15 protein-coding genes are annotated in these 16,798 nt (G+C 69.4%); 9 read left to right on the forward strand and 6 right to left on the reverse strand.

Annotated elements, in window-relative coordinates:
• Window positions 1–41: 41 nt before the first annotated feature.
• Window positions 42–1,763 carry a hypothetical protein gene (locus tag OYT95_RS10675; RefSeq protein WP_268791428.1) on the forward strand — a complete coding sequence of 574 codons (1,722 nt, stop codon included), beginning with the start codon at window positions 42–44 and terminating at the stop codon, window positions 1,761–1,763.
• On the opposite strand, the gene OYT95_RS10680 is transcribed toward OYT95_RS10675, so the two are convergent.
• Entirely contained in the window at window positions 1,704–2,924 is a 1,221-nt protein-coding gene (locus OYT95_RS10680) for a glycosyltransferase family 4 protein (protein ID WP_037233268.1), read from the reverse strand. The genes OYT95_RS10675 and OYT95_RS10680 overlap by 60 nt on opposite strands.
• A gap of 174 nt (window positions 2,925–3,098) precedes the next feature.
• On the opposite strand from OYT95_RS10680, the gene OYT95_RS10685 reads away from it, so the two are divergent.
• From OYT95_RS10685 to OYT95_RS10710, 6 genes are all read left to right on the forward strand, one after another.
• Window positions 3,099–3,854 carry a class I SAM-dependent methyltransferase gene (locus OYT95_RS10685; protein ID WP_037232999.1) on the forward strand — a complete coding sequence of 252 codons (756 nt, stop codon included), beginning with the start codon at window positions 3,099–3,101 and terminating at the stop codon, window positions 3,852–3,854.
• Between the two features lie 2 nt (window positions 3,855–3,856).
• Window positions 3,857–4,744 (forward strand): ROK family protein, encoded by an 888-nt coding sequence (locus tag OYT95_RS10690; RefSeq protein WP_037232997.1) that lies wholly within the window; start codon window positions 3,857–3,859, stop codon window positions 4,742–4,744.
• A gap of 80 nt (window positions 4,745–4,824) precedes the next feature.
• Entirely contained in the window at window positions 4,825–5,994 is a 1,170-nt protein-coding gene (locus tag OYT95_RS10695) for a phosphotransferase family protein (protein ID WP_112301024.1), read from the forward strand.
• Window positions 5,991–7,136, forward strand: a complete 1,146-nt coding sequence (locus tag OYT95_RS10700; protein WP_268791429.1) for a hypothetical protein — start codon at window positions 5,991–5,993, stop codon at window positions 7,134–7,136. Before OYT95_RS10695 ends, OYT95_RS10700 begins: the two co-directional genes overlap by 4 nt.
• Before the next feature lie 29 nt (window positions 7,137–7,165).
• Window positions 7,166–8,614 carry an aldehyde dehydrogenase gene (locus tag OYT95_RS10705; RefSeq protein WP_268791430.1) on the forward strand — a complete coding sequence of 483 codons (1,449 nt, stop codon included), beginning with the start codon at window positions 7,166–7,168 and terminating at the stop codon, window positions 8,612–8,614.
• A gap of 73 nt (window positions 8,615–8,687) precedes the next feature.
• Entirely contained in the window at window positions 8,688–9,647 is a 960-nt protein-coding gene (locus OYT95_RS10710; RefSeq protein WP_268791431.1) for a cation diffusion facilitator family transporter, read from the forward strand.
• A gap of 34 nt (window positions 9,648–9,681) precedes the next feature.
• Here OYT95_RS10710 and OYT95_RS10715 read toward each other — a convergent pair whose 3' ends face one another.
• The 5 genes from OYT95_RS10715 to OYT95_RS10735 form a co-directional block, all read right to left on the reverse strand.
• Window positions 9,682–10,182: a hypothetical protein gene (locus OYT95_RS10715; protein WP_037232982.1), complete on the reverse strand. Its 501-nt coding sequence runs from the start codon at window positions 10,180–10,182 to the stop codon at window positions 9,682–9,684.
• 151 nt (window positions 10,183–10,333) lie between these two features.
• Window positions 10,334–12,163 carry a phosphoenolpyruvate carboxykinase (GTP) gene (locus OYT95_RS10720; RefSeq protein ID WP_037232979.1) on the reverse strand — a complete coding sequence of 610 codons (1,830 nt, stop codon included), beginning with the start codon at window positions 12,161–12,163 and terminating at the stop codon, window positions 10,334–10,336.
• 274 nt (window positions 12,164–12,437) lie between these two features.
• Window positions 12,438–12,749, reverse strand: a complete 312-nt coding sequence (locus OYT95_RS10725) for a DUF6802 family protein (protein WP_081792402.1) — start codon at window positions 12,747–12,749, stop codon at window positions 12,438–12,440.
• 95 nt (window positions 12,750–12,844) lie between these two features.
• Window positions 12,845–14,293: a hypothetical protein gene (locus OYT95_RS10730; protein ID WP_268791432.1), complete on the reverse strand. Its 1,449-nt coding sequence runs from the start codon at window positions 14,291–14,293 to the stop codon at window positions 12,845–12,847.
• Complete coding sequence (locus OYT95_RS10735; RefSeq protein ID WP_268791433.1) at window positions 14,290–15,165, reverse strand: hypothetical protein; 876 nt, start codon at window positions 15,163–15,165, stop codon at window positions 14,290–14,292. Before OYT95_RS10735 ends, OYT95_RS10730 begins: the two co-directional genes overlap by 4 nt.
• Window positions 15,166–15,286: 121 nt before the next feature.
• Here OYT95_RS10735 and trmB point away from each other — a divergent pair, with 121 nt between their 5' ends.
• Together trmB and OYT95_RS10745 are read left to right on the forward strand one after the other, a co-directional pair.
• Entirely contained in the window at window positions 15,287–16,063 is a 777-nt protein-coding gene (gene trmB / locus OYT95_RS10740) for a tRNA (guanosine(46)-N7)-methyltransferase TrmB (protein ID WP_268791434.1), read from the forward strand.
• Window positions 16,060–16,791, forward strand: a complete 732-nt coding sequence (locus OYT95_RS10745) for an NYN domain-containing protein (protein WP_112301029.1) — start codon at window positions 16,060–16,062, stop codon at window positions 16,789–16,791. The genes trmB and OYT95_RS10745 overlap by 4 nt, the downstream gene beginning before the upstream one ends.
• The last annotated feature ends 7 nt before the right edge of the window (window positions 16,792–16,798 follow it).

Below are 16,798 nucleotides of genomic sequence, written 5' to 3' on the forward strand. Positions count from 1 at the left end.
CCGTGCGAGCCGGGTCGATGCACCACGTATCGTGACGGCCCATGACCGCCCGGCGCCGAGCATCGTTCGTCGCGGCGGTCTACAGCCTCCTTCTGGCGTTGCTGATCCTCGGGCCGCTGCTCGGTCCGGGCTACCTGCTGTTGCGGGACGCGGTCAGCACCCCCCGCTCGTATCCGACGGACTCGGCGCTCGGTCTCACGGACGCCGCCGCACGGGCCGTGCCGCAGGACGCTCTCCTCGCGACGCTGAGCGCCGTCGTCGACGGCGGCCTGGTGGTGAAGGCGATCCTGCTGCTCGCGCTGTGGGCGGCCGGCTGGGGCGCGGCCCGGATGGTCCGCACCGTCCTGCCGACGGCGGGGCTCGGACCTCAGCTCGTGGCCGTGACGGTGACGGTGTGGAACCCGTACGTCGCCGAGCGACTGCTGCAGGGTCACTGGAGCCTGCTGACCGGCTACGCGGCGTTGCCGTGGACGGTGTGTGCGGCGGTCGCGATTCGACGGGGTCACCGCCGGGGATGGTTCGCCCTCGCGGCCTGCCTCGCCGCGGCCGGTCTGACGCCCACCGGGGTTTTGCTCGCCGCGGTGACGGCGGTGGCCGTCCTCGCGCTCCCCGGCGGACGATCCGCCGCGTGGCTCCGGGTGACGGGCGCGCTGGGCCTGTTCGTCGTCGCGAGCGCGCCGTGGCTGGTCGCCACGGCCCTGGGCGGCGGCGGCGGGGACGGCTCCGATCCCGCCGGGGTCGCGGCGTTCGCGGCGCGCGCCGAGCCGGGGCTGGCGACTCTCGGCAGTCTCGCCGGACTCGGCGGCGTGTGGAACGAGACCGCCGTCCCCGAGACCCGGACCACGCTGTTCGCACTCGTCGGAACGGTCCTGCTGCTCGCGGTCGTCTTGTGCGGACTGCCGGCGCTGTGGCGGCGGCGACGGCATCCCGTGGTCGCCGCACTGACGGCGATCGCGCTGGTGGCGGTGCTGCTGCCCGCACTCGGCGCGACCGCGTGGGGTCTCGACATCGGCCGCTGGCTGGTGCAGAACGTCCCCGGCGCGGGGTTGCTGCGGGACGCGCAGAAGTGGGTGGCGCTCGCGGCGCCGCTGTATGCGCTCGCCGCCGCGGCCGCGGTGCTGCGACGCCCCGCCACGTGGTCCGTCTCGGCCGTCCTGGTCGTGCTGCTCGCCCTCCCCGACCTCGCGTGGGGAGTCGGTGGCGCGCTGCGCCCGGTTCACTATCCGCCGTCGTGGCAGCAGGTGGCCGCCGAGGTGGAGCGCGACGCGCACAGCGGGGACGTCGCCGTGCTGCCCACCGGCATGTTCCGCAAGTTCTCCTACAGCGGGTCCGCGCCCGTCCTGGACCCCGCCCCGAGGATGCTGCCCGAGGACGCCCTGCAGACGGGCGAGCTGGTGGTGGCCGGTGGCACGGTGAAGGGTGAGGGGTCCCGGGCTCAGCAGGTGGAACGGGTGCTGCTCACCGGCGGTTCCGCCGCCGATCTCGCGTCGCTGGGTGTCCGGTGGGTCCTGGTCGAGCGCGACACGCCCGGACCGCGCGGCGAATCCGCGACCACCCTGGCCGGTCTGGTGCGACAGTTCTCGGACGAGCATCTGGAGCTGTACCGCGTCGACGGCGACGTCGCACGGCACGAGGCGTCCGACCGGGCGCGCGCGACGGTGATCGCGGCCCACGTGCTCTGGGCGCTGCTGCTGACCGGTGGTCTACTCGGCGCGGGCGTGCTCGAGGCCCGGACGCGCCAGCGCCGGCGACACCAGCCCTGACGTCCGCAGGCCCGCGGCCGTGCCCGCCAGCACCTCGTGGACGCCGTTCCCGGTGTGCTTCCAGGAGAACTCACCCGCGCGGACCCGCGCCTTCTCGCCGAGGACCATGCGCGTCTCGGGGTCGAGCAGGAGGGTGTTGACGGCCGCGGTCAGTTCGCCGACGTCGGCCGTCGCCGCTTCCGCGCTGCCGACCAGAACACCGGTCACGCCGTCGACGATCGAATCCGTCAGCCCCTTGGAGCTGCGGTAACCGACGGTCGGGACCCCGTGCTGGGCGGCCTCGATGACGGCCAGACCCCACCCCTCCTTGCGGGACGGCATCACGTGCACCCAGGACTGCGACAGCAACTGGTGCTTACGGGTTTCGTCGACGTGCCCGTGGAACGTGACGGCGTCGCCGATGCCCAGTTCGTGCGCGCGGTCGCGGAGATTCTGCTCCCACCAGCCGCCACCGATGACGTCGAGGTGCACGTCGGCGATCGTGGGACGCAGCGCCGCGACGGCCTCGAGGGCGTCCTCGATCTGCTTGTGCGGCACCAGCCGGGACAGGACGCACACGCTGGGGTGCGCGGTCCGGGTGTCGGCGCCGCCGATGTCCACGCCGACCGGGATGTCGTCGGCGCCGTTGCGTACCACCGCGATCCGTTCGCGCTCGACGCCGAGTTCGACGAGTTCGTCGGCGGACGGCAGCGACACGGTGAGGTACTGGTCGTCCCGGTGGGTGCGCGGCGACAACCGGGATTCCACCCACCAGCCGATCTTGCCCATCAACCGGCCTGCCACGGGCCACTGCTCGCGGTGGCAGTGGTGCACGAGCAGCGTCACGGGTGCGCCGGCGACGACGCGGGAGAAGAACGGGATGCCGTTCTGGGTGTCGATGACGGCGTCGGGGCGGATCCCTCGCAGCGGTCCGAACCCGAGCCGGCCCGCGGCGATCGCGGCGAGGGCGCGGGGGTAGACGCTGTACCGCCCGCCCGCCCGGCTGATCTCGATGCCGTCGACGGTCTCCTTCTTGGCCGCGCCGCGGTAACCGGCGGTGCGGAGGGTGACCTTGATTCCCCGCGCCGCGAGCTGGGCGCCGACCTCCTCGAGGTACCGCTCACTGCCGCCACCCTGCGGGTGACCGGTGTCGCGCCAGCAGAGCAGCAGAACCTCTCGCACGTTCATATACTCCTGTGGTCGGTGCGGTACATGTGGTCTCGGGGCGGGACGTTCCGCGCGGTAGTCCCCGAACACCCTATCGGTCGCATTCCACGGGATGTTGCAGCCACCGCGAACGGATTGGGGGCCCGGCGGCTGCACTCGCTAAGGTTCAGTCTCGTGACGACGCCTCCCGTGACCCGGCGATTCGGTCGACGGGCAACCCTGAAGCGGTCGTTCGGCCTGCTCAGCGACTTCCGGCACGAACAGACCGCACCCGACCTGTTCTACGGCACCCTCGCCCGCGACTCCGTCGAGCTGATCGGCGACCTGTACGGCGGTCTGACCGAATCGGATCTCACGGGGACGACGGTCCTGGACGTCGGCGGCGGACCCGGTTACTTCGCGGACGTGTTCCAGCAGGCCGGCGCCCGGTACGTCCCGGTGGAGCCGGATCCGTCGGAGATGCATGCCGCGGGCCTCGCCGTGGGCGGCGCGGTGCGCGGGTCGGGGTTGGCGCTGCCGTTCCGGACGTCCTCGGTGGACATCTGCTTCTCCTCCAACGTCGCCGAGCACGTCAGCGAACCGTGGGCAATGGCGGACGAGATGGTCCGGGTGACGAAACCCGGCGGCCTGATCGTGCTGTCCTACACGTTGTGGTGGGGCCCGTTCGGCGGCCACGAGACCGGGCCGTGGCACGCGCTGGGCGGTGAGTACGCCGCCCGCCGCTACCTGCGCAAGAACGGCCGCGAACCCAAGAACCGGTACGGCGTCTCCCTGTTCAAAGTGGGTGCGGCCGACGGGCTTCGGTGGGCCCGGCGGGCCCCGGACGCGGACTTCCTGGCGGCCTTCCCCCGCTACCACCCGCGCTGGGCGTGGTGGATGGTGCGGGTCCCCGGACTGCGGGAGTTCCTGGTGAGCAACCTCGTTCTCGTGATGCGGAAGCACTGACCGTGGTCGCGCTGGCTCTGGACATCGGCGGCACCAAGATGGCTGCCGGGATCGTCGATGCGGACGGCACTGTGCCCCACCCGGCGACCACCCCGACGCCGGCGACCGGAGTCGCGGACGCGTGCGCCGCCCTGCTGCGGGAGGTCGCGGGAGCGGCGAAAATCACGTCGGTCGGCATCGCCTGCGCGGGACCGGTCGACACGGTCGCCGGCACCGCGTCACCCATCAACATCGACGAGTGGGCGGGCAGGTTCGGCCTGGTCGGCCTCGTGCACGAACTTTTTCCCGGCGTCCCTGCGAGGCTGGCGATGGACGGCGCCGCCGCCGCTCTCGGCGAGCACCACCACGGTGCCGGGCGCGGTGTCCCCGACCTGCTGAGCCTCGTCGTGTCCACCGGCATCGGCGGCGGAGTTGTCCTCGGCGGCCGCATCGCCACCGGCCGGACCGGCAACGCGGGACACATCGGTCACCTGGTGGTCCCTGGCGGAACCGAGCCGTGCACGTGCGGCGGGGTGGGGTGCCTGGAGACGGTGGCGAGCGGGCCGTCGTCCGTGCGGTGGGCCCGGTCCCAGGGATGGCGCGGGACGACGGGCGTCGCGCTGGCGAGGTCCGCCGCGGACGGTGACGACGTCGCCGTGGCCGCCCTCGACCGCGCAGGGACCGCACTGGGGCAGGCAATCGCGTCCGCCGCAGCCCTCCTCGACGTCGACCTCGCGGTGATCGGTGGCGGATTCGCGCAGGCCGGGCCCGCGTTGTGGGACCCGATGCGCACGGCCGCCGCCCGGCACGCCCGGTTGTCGTTCGTCGCGGGTCTGCGGGTGGTCCCGGCGGAACTCGGCGCCTCCGGAACGCTCGTCGGGGCGGGAGTCCTGGCCGTCGGCGAGGGCTGACACAGCGGGATCTCCTCACCTGTTCCGAAATTCTGTAACGTGTTCTAGTGTTCAGGGTCACACCACGTTCAGGAGAGGAGGTGACCGTGAGCACGAGCACTGCCCGATCCGCCGACGACTCCGATCACTCGTCCGAAGTCGCCCGGCCCACTGATTCCCGCCGCGATCCGGAGGTGCTGCGAGACGCGCTGCACCGCTGGCTCGCCGCCCAGTTGCCCGCCGACGCCGCACCCGAGGTCACGCACGTCCATCTCCCCGACGCGAACGGCATGTCGAGCGAGACGATCCTCTTCGACGCCGCCTGGTCCGGCGAGGTTCACCCGCTGGTCGCGCGGGTCGCGCCTGCCGACACGACGATGCCCGTCTTCCCGGAGTACGACCTCGACGGACAGTTCCAGGTGATGGCGCAGGTCCGGGAGCACTCCGCCGTCCCGGTCCCGGTCGTCTACTGGTCCGAATCCGATCCCGGTCCGCTGGGCGCCCCGTTCTTCGTCATGGCCCGCGTCTCCGGGCAGGTCCCGCCGGACGTGATGCCCTACAACTTCGGGTCGTGGGTGACGGAGGCGACCGAGGAGCAGCGCGCGCTGCTGCAGCACAGTGCGGTGAATGTGCTTGCGCAACTGCACGACATCGACCGGCCGTGGGAGCGGTTCGCGTTCCTGCGACTGCCCGGCTCGGGTCCCACCGTCACCGAGGCGCTCGCCGCGCACATCCGGCAGCAACGCGGGTACTACGAGTGGACGACGCAGTCCGGTCCCCGGTCCCCGTTGATCGAACGCGGTTTCGCATGGATGGAAGACAATCTCCCGGACGACCCCTCCCCCGCCGTCTTCTGCTGGGGCGACGCCCGGATCGGCAACATGATGTTCGAGGACTTCCGGCCCGTGGCCGTACTCGACTGGGAGATGGCCGCACTCGGGCCCCGCGAACTCGACCTGGGCTGGATGACGTACCTGCACCGGTTCTTCGAGGACATCGCCGCGTCGGCCGGACTCGACGGGATGCCCGACTTCCTGCGACTCGACGACCTCGCCGCCCTCTACGAGGAACTGACGGGCCACACGCCCCGCGATCTCGAGTACTACACCGCCTACGCGGCGCTGCGGCAGGCCACCATCATGCTGCGGATCCAGGAGCGCGCCATCCACTTCGGGCAGGCCGTCGCTCCGGAGGATCCGGACGACATGATCATGCACCGCGCGTCGCTCGAGGCGATGCTGGACGGCACGTACTGGGAGAAGATCCGATGACCGCCGACTACGCCGGAAACCCGCTCTCCCCGATGGACGATTACCCCATTCATCAGGTGGCCGAACCGATTCGGCGCGTCGCCACGTCCGACCGCAACTTCTACGACCGCTACTACTTCAACTGCTATCCGTCGGCCGAGTCCGACCTCTTCCTCATCATCGGACTCGGGCAGTACCCCAACCTCGGCGTGACGGACGCGTTCGCGGTGCTCCGCCGCGGCGACGACCACATCGTCGTCCGCGGGTCGGCGGCCCTGGGTCACGACCGCTCCGACAGCACCGTCGGACCGTTCCGCGTCGAGGTCCTCGAGGGTCTGCAACGCCTGCGCGTCGTGCTCGAGCCCGGCGACTACGACCTCTCCTTCGACCTCACCTTCGACGGCGCGATCCCCGCGACGCTGGAGCCCCGCCACTTCCGCAGGCAACTCGAGCGCGTCACGTTCGACACGAGCCGCTTCGTCCAGACCGGCACCTGGGCAGGCGAACTCACGATCGACGGGCAGCGCCGCCCCGTCACCCCCGACACCTGGCGCGGCAACCGTGACCGGTCGTGGGGAGTGCGCCCGGTCGGCGAGTCCGAGCCCCCCGGACGGCGGGCGGTCGACGGGATCCAGAACTTCTTCTGGATCTACTCGGTGATGCAGTTCGAGGACTACTCCGTCTCCGTCGTCCTGCAGGAGGACGAACTCGGCAGGCGCATCGTCGAGGAAGCCGTCCGCATCTGGCCGGACGCCGACCGCGAACCCGAATGGCTGGGCCGACCCGAACACGAGCTGAAGTTGGAACCGGGGACGCGGGACGTCACGTCGGCGTCGCTGAGTTTCCACCGCCCGACCGGCGAGGTCGTCACCGTCACCTGCGACCTGCTGGTTCCCAACTACATCGGTATCGGCACGGGGTACGGCCTCGAAGCCGATTGGCGTCACGGCATGTGGCAGGGCGAACTCGTGGTGCAGGGACTGCGCAAACGAGCGTCCGAGATCGAACCGGGACTCCGGATGTTCTGCCCCGTCGACAATCTCACCCGCTTCCGGCTCGAGGACGACGGCGAGACGGTCGTCGGGACCGGGCTGTTCGAGGTCGCGGCGATCGGCCCACACGCACGGTACGGATTCGACAGTTTCACCGACACCGCCTCCTGACCGGGGGGAACGACACGAGGAATGGACTCATGACCGACTACGACAAGCTCTACATCGGCGGCAAGTGGGTGGCCCCGGCCACCGATCAGGTGCTCGAAGTGTTCTCTCCGGCAACCGAGGAACGCGTCGGCAGCTGTCCCGTCGCGTCGCCGGCCGACATCGACGACGCCGTCGCCGTGGCCCGGCGGGCCTTCGACGAAGGTCCGTGGCCGCAGACGACTCCCGCCGAGCGCGGGGAGATCCTCGCGAAGGCGGCGAAACTCATCGAGGAGCGCGGCGACGCCCTCAACGCGCTGATCTCGTCCGAGATGGGTCAGCCGCCCGCGATGGTCGGGATGATGCAGCAGACGCCGTCGCTCGCGACCCTCAACTTCTACGCCGGACTCGCGAACGAGTTCGAGTGGGAGCAGACCCGCACCGGTGCGTTCGGGCAGACGAAGGTGCTGCGGGAGCCCGTCGGTGTGGTTGCCGCGGTCCTCGCGTGGAACGTTCCACTGTTCCTGGCGGTCAACAAGCTGTCCCCGGCGCTGCTCGCGGGCTGCACAGTCCTGCTGAAACCGGCACCCGAATCTCCGCTCTCCACACACCTTCTCGCCGAGATCTTCGCCGAGGCGGGGGTTCCCGAGGGCGTCATCTCCGTTCTGCCCGGCGGCGCCGAAACCGGTGAATACCTGGTGTCGCATCCCGGGATCGACAAGATCACGTTCACCGGCAGCAGTCCCGTCGGCCGCAAGATCGGGGCCATCGCCGCGCAGAACCTCAAGCGCTGCTCCCTCGAATTGGGCGGCAAGTCGGCGGCCATCATCCTCGAGGACGCCGACCTCGCGTCCACCATGCCGATGCTGGTGATGTCCGGGCTCATGAACACCGGTCAGGCGTGCGTCGCGCAGACCCGGATCCTCGCCCCGCGGTCCCGCTACGACGAGGTCCTGGACGCCCTCGTGGCGGGTGCCGGATTCATGACCGTCGGTGATCCGTCCGACCCCGCCGCGCAACTCGGGCCCCTGATCTCCGAGAAGCAGCGCGACCGCGTCGAGGGCTACATCGCCAAGGGCAAGGAACAGGGTGCCCGCGTGGTGCTCGGTGGTGGCCGTCCGGAAGGCCTCGACAAGGGCTGGTACGTGGAGCCGACGATCTTCGCGGACGTCGACAATTCGATGACGATCGCCCGCGAGGAGATCTTCGGACCTGTCCTGTCCGTGATTCCCTACGACTCCGAGGACGAGGCGATCAAGATCGCCAACGACTCCGACTACGGACTCGCCGGCTCGGTGTACACCACCGACATCGACCACGGTCTCGCCGTCGCGAAGCAGATCCGCACCGGCACGTACGCCATCAACTGGTACGCGTTCGACCCGGGATCACCGTTCGGCGGCTACAAGGCCTCCGGGATCGGTCGCGAGAACGGACCGGAGGGGCTCGATGCGTTCTGCGAGACCAAGTCCGTCCTGATGCCGCCCGGTTACACGGGGTAGGCGGCTTCGCCGCCCGTGCGTGGTTGGCGAGTCTCTGGACTCCTCAACCACGCACAGGCGTTAGCGTGATCGGGTGACCGCATCGACTCCGGACGCCACCCGAGACGCCGAAGGCGAGAGCGCACTCACCGTCGTCCTCGCGTTCGGCGCGAACATACTGATCGCACTGGCCAAGACCGTCGCCGCCGTGGTCACCGACTCGGCGTCGATGGTGGCGGAGGCCGCGCACTCGTGGGCCGACTCGGGCAACGAGATCCTGCTCCTGATCGCCAATTCCCGGGCCAAGCGCTCGCCGGACCGCATCCATCCGCTCGGGTACGGGCGGGAAGCCTACGTGTGGTCGATGTTCGCGGCGCTCGGGCTGTTCGCCCTGGGTGCGGGGGTGTCCGTCACGCACGGCATCCAGGAACTCGTGCACGCCGAGCCTGCCACGAACTTCGCCGTCGCATATGTCGTGCTCGGTGTCTCGTTCGTGCTCGAGTCCATCTCGTTCCAACAGGCGTACCGGCAGTTGCGCGCCGAGGCCATCGCCATCGACCGCGACGTCCTGGCCCACGCGCTGCGCACGTCGGACCCCACCACGCGGGCCGTGTTCGCGGAGGACGCCGCGGCGCTCATCGGTTTGGTCATCGCGTTCCTGGGCGTTCTGCTGCACCAGATCACGGGATCGGCGATCCCCGACGCAATAGGCTCCATCCTGGTCGGGATCCTGCTCGGGGTCATCGCGCTGATCCTGATCGACCGCAATCGCCGATTCCTGATCGGCGAGGAGGCGTCTCCTGCCCTGCGCCAGGCCGGCATCGAGGCCCTCGAGGCGCTGCCCGAGGTCGACCGGGTGACGTTTCTCCGCATGGAGTACCTGGGACCGCGGCAGGCGTACTTGGTGGCGAGTGTCGACCTCGTCGGCGACTACGCGGAGTCTCGTGTCGCCCACACCCTCCGCGACCTCGAGGCCCGGCTGGAACGGAACTCCCACGTGGTCCGCGCGATACTCACCCTGTCGACAGAGGACGAGCCGACGATCATGGTGTGAGATCGCCGGCTCGCCGCCGGTTCTGCGGGTCTAGCTAGCTGCCGAACTGGACCCCACCCAGCGGGCCGCCGACCAGGACGATCTGCGGCAGCGTGGTCTGAGGGTTGGCGACGGTGGTCAGCGACAGGCATTCGCCGAGGACCGCGTACGCGCCATCCGGAAGTTCCGGTGTGGTGAACGTCTTGACCGCGTTGCCTGCCGCGTTCGCGACGACGCGCTCGATCGGGTTGGTGGCCCACGCGACGAATCCCGGTTCGAGAACGACGGTGGGATCGGCGAGCACGGCGGGCAGCTTGGTGGCGTCGAATGCCACCGCACCGCAGGACTGGGCGTCCAGCAGATTCAGGACGTTGGGGTTGGTGACGGTGATGCCGAGGGTGTTTCCGTCGACCGCGGTCACCACGGTGGGAGGCTGGACTTCCGGTGCTGCGGAAGCGGTCGCCGGCATGGTCATGGCTACGGTGGCGGCGGCTGCGGCAGCGAGTGCGGCACCTCCGGCGAGTCGTTTCATGCCCCTGGTGGTCCCTGTCTGCATCTGCAATCCTTTCGTCGGGTGCGAGCTTCGAGAATCGAGGCTTTACAAACCGAATGGTATGCGTTTACTGCAGACATCTCCCCTGAAACGACGAATGTCACAGTGGTTCAGTCGAACTGAACCACTGTGACATTCGGTCACCGGGGAGAGACTAGCTCAGGCGCTGCTTCAGAGCCTCGAACTCGTCACGGATGCCGGAGGGGACCTTCTCGCCGAGGAACTCGAACCATTCCTCGATGAGCGGCAGCTCCTGCTTCCACTCGTCGACGTCGACCTTCAGGGCCTCGTCGACATCGTCGGCGTTGACGTCCAGGCCGCCCAGCTCCAGATCGGCTGCGGTCGGAACGAATCCGATCGGGGTGGACTCGGCGCCGGCCTTGTGCTCGATGCGGTCGACGATCCACTTCAGCACGCGGGAGTTCTCGCCGAAACCGGGCCACAGGAAGCGGCCGTCGTCGCCGCGACGGAACCAGTTGACGTAGAAGATCTTCGGCAACTTCTCGGAATCCGCGTGCTTGCCGAGGTTGATCCAGTGGTTCAGGTAGTCGCCGGCGTTGTAGCCGATGAACGGGATCATGGCCATCGGGTCGCGGCGGACGGTGCCGACGGCACCCTCGGCGGCCGCGGTCTGCTCGGACGACAGCGTCGCACCGAGGAACGTGCCGTGCTGCCAGTCGAAGGACTCGCTGACCAGCGGAACCGTGGTCTTACGGCGTCCACCGAACAGAATCGCGGAGATCGGAACACCCTGCGGGTCGTCCCACTCGGGAGCGAGGATCGGGCACTGCGACATCGGGGTGCAGTAGCGCGAGTTGGGGTGCGCGGCCTTCTCGCCCGACTCGGGCGTCCACTCGTTGCCCTTCCAGTCGGTGAGGTGCTGCGGGTCGCCCTCGAGTCCCTCCCACCAGACGTCGCCGTCGTCGGTCTGCGCGACGTTCGTGTACAGCGAGTTGCCGGCCTCGAGCGTCTTCATCGCGTTCGGGTTCGACCCGTAGTTCGTGCCCGGCGCGACACCGAAGAAGCCGTACTCCGGGTTGACGGCGTACAGGCGGCCGTCCTCACCGAAGCGCATCCACGCGATGTCGTCGCCGAGGGTCTCGGCGCGCCATCCGGGGATGGTCGGCTGGATCATCGCGAGGTTGGTCTTGCCGCAGGCGCTCGGGAACGCGGCCGCGATGTAGTACGGCTTGTCCTCCGGGGAGATCAGCTTGAGGATCAGCATGTGCTCGGCCAGCCAGCCCTCGTCGTGGGCCATCGCCGACGCGATGCGCAGCGAGTAGCACTTCTTGCCGAGGAGGGCGTTTCCGCCGTAGCCGGAACCGTAGCTCCAGATCTCGCGATCCTCGGGGAAGTGGGTGATGTACTTGGTGTCGTTGCACGGCCACGGGACGTCCGCCTGGCCCTCTTCGAGAGGTGCGCCGACCGAGTGCAGCGCCTTCACGAACGGCTTGTCGGTGCCGAGCTTCTCCATCGCGGCGGTACCCATGCGCGTCATGATGCGCATGGACACGACGACGTACTCGGAGTCGGTGATCTCGACACCCAGCTTCGGGTCGTCGGCACCGAGGGGGCCCATGCAGAACGGCACCACGTACATGGTGCGTCCGCGCATGCTGCCGCGGTAGAGGTCGGTCATGAGCGACCGCATCTCGGTCGGGTCCATCCAGTTGTTGGTGGGCCCGGCGTCGATTTCTTCACGCGAGCAGATGTAGGTGCGGGACTCGACGCGTGCGACGTCCGACGGGTCCGAGTTGCCGACGAACGAATTCGGCTTCTTCTCGTCGTTGAGTCGCGTGAACGTACCGGCCTCGACGAGCTGCTCGGTCAGTCGATCCCATTCTGCGTCCGAGCCGTCGGCGAAGACGACGCGGTCGGGCTGAGTGAGTTCGGCAACCTCTCGAACCCAGGCGAGCAGCTCACTGTGCTCCGTGGGGGGCGTGCCGTCAGTTCCGTTCAGACCGGGAATGGTCGCTGAGGTCATCAAACTCTCCTGGGGTGAGCCGGAACCGGACCATCTGCCGTCCGCTGAGAGAACCTCGCAGCGAGTGCCAGACGGTCCGATTTCCCCTCTCGGCGGGGTCCAGCCAGGCCGTCCATGCCACATGGAAGACGCGGGCGCCGGGTGTCCTATCCCTAGAGGTTAACGCCGCGAGTCCCATCTCGGGGAATCGGGTGCGGTTGGAATGGTCACAGAAACGATTCAGTAGCGCTGCCAGGGGCCTTTCCCGGGTCTGGAGTGCGGATTTCGGAGGTGTTCAGCCGTTACCGAGAGTCCCACCATCGGTCTGCTGCCAGTGCACGACGCCGTCGCCGTCGCGGCGAAACTCCCAGGACGCGTACGCGCCGTCCTCGTGGATCATCGTCAGATGGTCTGCGTCGCCGTCCGAGTCGAGGTCGGAGGCGATGACGACGGCGTCGCCTGCGTCGAAGGTCTGCGTGTCCAGGACGCCGTCTCCGTCGATGTCGTGGGTCGGATCGGTGAGCGCGACCGCGCCGGAATCGGGACCGAAAGTGTTCGGATCGAGGTCCGGCACGTCCGGGACCAGAAAACTCTCAGTCGTCGCCACCGCGGTCTCCCTTCGCATTTCGGACCAGTTTCCCGCACAAATCAAGACATATCAACACGATCCCACACGAAAGCGGGCGAACATCGGTCAGACACCTATGTATTCAGACGTTCGACGCGGCGATTCGGTTCCCCCAACTGCAGGCGGACCTCCTGCAGCCCACGATCGACGGCCCCGAGGTCGCGTTCGCAGGACGACAGCTGACCGTTGCGCCTCGCGACCAGGCGCCGGAGTTCGACGTCGATCTGCGCGACCCGCTCGTCCACGTCCCGGGCGCAGACCCGGCTCTCGGCGATGATCGCCTCGCTCACCTGAGCTTCGGCCGCCAGCAACCGGCCGAGGACGAACTGCTCCCACTGGGACCGCACGTGCACCAACGCCTCGGTGGCCCACTGCCGCACGTGGGCACGCTCGGCGACGTGCCCGCGCGCCCGCGTCAGCCACCACGCCGCGACGGCCCCCAGCGCGAGGGTCAGCGGGATGGTCGCGATGTCGAGCGCGGGCACCATCGACAACGGCGAGACCACCAGTCTGCCCAGTCCGAGCCCGGCGGACGCACCGATCAGGATCGTCATCCGGTCTTCGAGTCCGCGGTGTCGCGGTTCGGGTCCGTCCGGCACAACCGGCTCCGGCAACGGAACGGCGGTCTCGGGCGCGGACACGGTGACGCCGACCCGCGACCGCAGGTCGTCGAGGCGCGCGGTCACCGCGGCATCGACCGCACCGCTTTTCTCGCGCACCATCTCGGCCAGCCGGTCGGGGTAGCCCGCAAGAGTCCCGCGGCCGGCGCGGTCGATCTCGGCGCGTGCAGTGGTTCCGGCCGCGCGACACTGGGCGGCCACCTCGTGCATCAACTCGACCTTCGCGAGCTGGACCTGACCGCGGAGCTGCGCGACCCGTTCGGTGCGCCGGCCGTCCCGCAGCGTCAGCGCGCGAACCCGCTCGGCGCGCAGTTCCGCGCCGGGCTCGGTCTCCCGCACGGACCGGGCGGTGGCCACGATCATGCGCCGGGTCTGCTCGAGCACGGTCAGGGTGGCGGAGCGCGGGTCGGGGGCCTGGGCTCGGGCGGCACGCAGGAGTGCCGAAAGCAGCGCCTCGACCCCGGAGCCACCCGCCGCCACCGGGTGGATCTCCGCGTCGGCGAATCGTGCCGCATGCCGGGCGAGGAGGGCCCGGTTGCGTTCGCTCACCCCTGCCCAGTTGCGGTGGACATCGGTCTTGGTGAGGGCGAAGACCACGGGAACGGCCGGTCGCGCGACGACGTCGAGGACGGACAGCTCCTCCCGTCCGAGTGGTGCCGCGGCGTCGAGCACCATCAGGACCACCCGGGCGTCGATCGGGTCCTCCACGAATGTGAGCGCGGACGCGTCGAGCGCGCGGAGCCCGCCGACGAGGGTGGTCTTCCCGGCGCGCCGCGGCCCCGCCACGAACACACCTCGCTGCGGGGCTTCGCCGGACTTCAGCCGGGCGACGCCGTCGGGGTTCCACCGCGTCACCGCGTCGACGGTCTCCGCAGGGAGATCGGACAGCTGTTGCGTCGTCACGTTCCGGGGCTGCCGCTCAGCTGCTGCCAGACGCGAACGTAATGGCGCCGGACGTCGACGACCGCGCGGCGCCGGCGGGCCGTCGGTTGCCGGGCGAGTTGCGCCCGCCACCAGTCGGCGCACCGGGCGGCGTCCGCGGCGCTGCGCGGTGGCTCCGGCGCCTCCGCGATGCGGTCTGCGAGATGCAGCCGGGCCGCGGAGGCGGCGAGCGCGACGGCGTGGTCGCCGGCGAGATACCGCTCCAGCACGTCGCGGGACGCCGGGGTCCGCGCCGCCTGCGACCGCAGTGTGTTCAGCAGGGTCTCGGCTCGGCGCGCCCGGGTTCGTGCGATCCGGCCGGAGACTGCGGCCGACACCGCGTCGATTCCGGACTCCGGAGACCTTCCTGCGATCGCGAGTGTTCCGATGAGGGGCAGAGCCGGGAGGCCACCTTCGTCCGAGCACTCGGCGGCACGCGCGGTCGCCGTCGCCCAGGCGTCGGCTGCCGCGCGCGACGCGCCCAACGTGTCCGACTTGTTGAGAACGAATAGAGCCTGCGCCGGATCCAGCGTCCGCACGGCGTCCCGGTCGGCGTCGCGCACCGACTCGACGAGGACGTAGACCACGACGTCGCCGTCCAGTGTGGGGTCGGGTGCGCCGGGCACGTCGACGGCGTCCGATTCCTCCACGACGGCGTCGGCGATCCCGTTCGCGGTCAGCGCCGCGGCCACGGTCGACCTGCCCACACCCGCTCGACCGGCGGTCTGAACCCTGATCGGCGCCCGGAACGCGGCCACCGCACCGCGCACACGGTCGCCGGCAAACCCGTCCAGTGCCGTCACGCGTTCGGCGAGATCCGCCAATTCCTCGCCCCCGGCGTCTGCAGTGCCCATGACGCAGTCACCCCCTTCGTCCCGCGCCGATTCTGTCAGACTCACCCCGAATCGGCGTGCGCAACCGTGCAGGCTGGGCACCGGATTACCGAAAAAGTCTCAAGGTGAACTTCAGACCCGTATGCCAGAAACGCCCCTCATGCGTGACAATGGTCCGGTGAACCACGCTGATCAGGATGCACCCGCCGTCCCCGAGGAGGGGCAGACGAAGGACTCGAAGGGGTCCCGTCTCCACCCGAGGGTGACAAGTTTCCGCTCACGCAGGGGCGCTCTGACCGCGGCGCAGCAGGAGTCGTGGGACCGGCAATGGCCCCGGATCGGCGCGGACGTCTCGGACAATCGCCTGGATGCGCCGTCGTGGTTCGGCCGCGACGCACCTCTGATCCTCGAGATCGGCTCGGGCACGGGCACCGCCACCGCGGCGATGGCGAAGGCCGAACCCCACGTGAACCTCATGGCCGTCGAGGTCTACCGGCCCGGGCTCGCACAGTTGCTTCAACAGATCGAACGGGACGAGATCCCGAACATCCGGGTCCTGCGCGGCGACGCGATGGATGTCCTGGAGAACATGATCGAACCGGAATCGCTCACCGGAGTCCGTGTCTTCTTCCCGGACCCGTGGCCGAAGGCCCGTCATCACAAGCGGCGCCTGTTGCAGTCCCCCACTTTCGCCCTGATCGCGAGCCGCCTGCAGGCCGGCGGTGTGTTGCATGTCGCAACAGACCATGCCGAGTACGCCGAGGCCATCGCCGAAGCAGGCAACGCGGAACCCCTCCTGACCTCCCTCGACTGGGAATCGCCGATGACGCACGAGCGTCCGGTGACGAAGTTCGAAGACAAGGCCCACCAGGTCGGCAGTGCGATCACCGAGTTGATTTGGGGGAAGATCAGGTCATGAGCGTCAGCGAGCAGTACTCCGACATAGCCGGCGCGGTCCCGGCAGGCACCGCGGTGTCGTCAGGATCTCCCGCGGCGGGTGCACGTGACGGACGCCACCAGAAGCGGGTCCTTCTCGTCTGGGACGCACCCAACCTCGACATGGGTCTCGGCGCCATCCTCGGTGGCCGGCCCACGGCTGCCTACCGGCCACGATTCGACGCGCTCGGCCGCTGGCTGCTCTCCCGGACCGCGGAACTGTCCGCGTCCGGCACCGACACACTCGAACCCGAGGCGACGGTCTTCACCAACATCGCGGCTGGCAGCGCCGATGTCGTGAGACCGTGGGTCGAAGCCTTGCGTAATGTGGGCTTCGCGGTGTTCGCCAAGCCGAAGATCGATGAGGACAGCGACGTCGATTCCGACATGCTGGACCACATCGCGCTTCGTCACGGCGAGGGGCTGGCCGGTGTCATGGTCGCCTCCGCCGACGGTCAAGCGTTTCGCGAACCGTTGGAGGACATCGCCGCGACCGGCATTCCGGTCCAGATACTCGGGTTCCGCGAGCACGCCAGCTGGGCGGTCGCGTCCGACCTTCTGGACTTCGTCGATCTCGAGGACATCCCCGGCGTGTTCCGGGAGCCACTCCCTCGGGTCAGCCTCGACACACTGCCCGACGAGGGTGCCTGGTTGCAGCCGTTCCGACCGCTTTCCGCCCTGCTCGTCGGGCGGAAGAGTGCTGCCGAGTAGGAGTTGA

It is taken from the genome of Rhodococcus sp. JS3073, assembly GCF_026810085.1.
GTDB lineage: Bacteria > Actinomycetota > Actinomycetes > Mycobacteriales > Mycobacteriaceae > Rhodococcus_F > Rhodococcus_F wratislaviensis.

What these genes read in the sequence shown, in the direction of transcription:
- OYT95_RS10735 (WP_268791433.1), bottom strand. Translation starts at nt 15,165, where the DNA reads ATGGGCACTGCAGACGCCGGGGGCGAGGAATTGGCGGATCTCGCCGAA.
- OYT95_RS10715 (WP_037232982.1), bottom strand. Translation starts at nt 10,182, where the DNA reads ATGCAGACAGGGACCACCAGGGGCATGAAACGACTCGCCGGAGGTGCC.
- OYT95_RS10675 (WP_268791428.1), top strand. Translation starts at nt 42, where the DNA reads ATGACCGCCCGGCGCCGAGCATCGTTCGTCGCGGCGGTCTACAGCCTC.
- OYT95_RS10700 (WP_268791429.1), top strand. Translation starts at nt 5,991, where the DNA reads ATGACCGCCGACTACGCCGGAAACCCGCTCTCCCCGATGGACGATTAC.
- OYT95_RS10705 (WP_268791430.1), top strand. Translation starts at nt 7,166, where the DNA reads ATGACCGACTACGACAAGCTCTACATCGGCGGCAAGTGGGTGGCCCCG.
- trmB (WP_268791434.1), top strand. Translation starts at nt 15,287, where the DNA reads ATGCCAGAAACGCCCCTCATGCGTGACAATGGTCCGGTGAACCACGCT.
- OYT95_RS10745 (WP_112301029.1), top strand. Translation starts at nt 16,060, where the DNA reads ATGAGCGTCAGCGAGCAGTACTCCGACATAGCCGGCGCGGTCCCGGCA.
- OYT95_RS10720 (WP_037232979.1), bottom strand. Translation starts at nt 12,163, where the DNA reads ATGACCTCAGCGACCATTCCCGGTCTGAACGGAACTGACGGCACGCCC.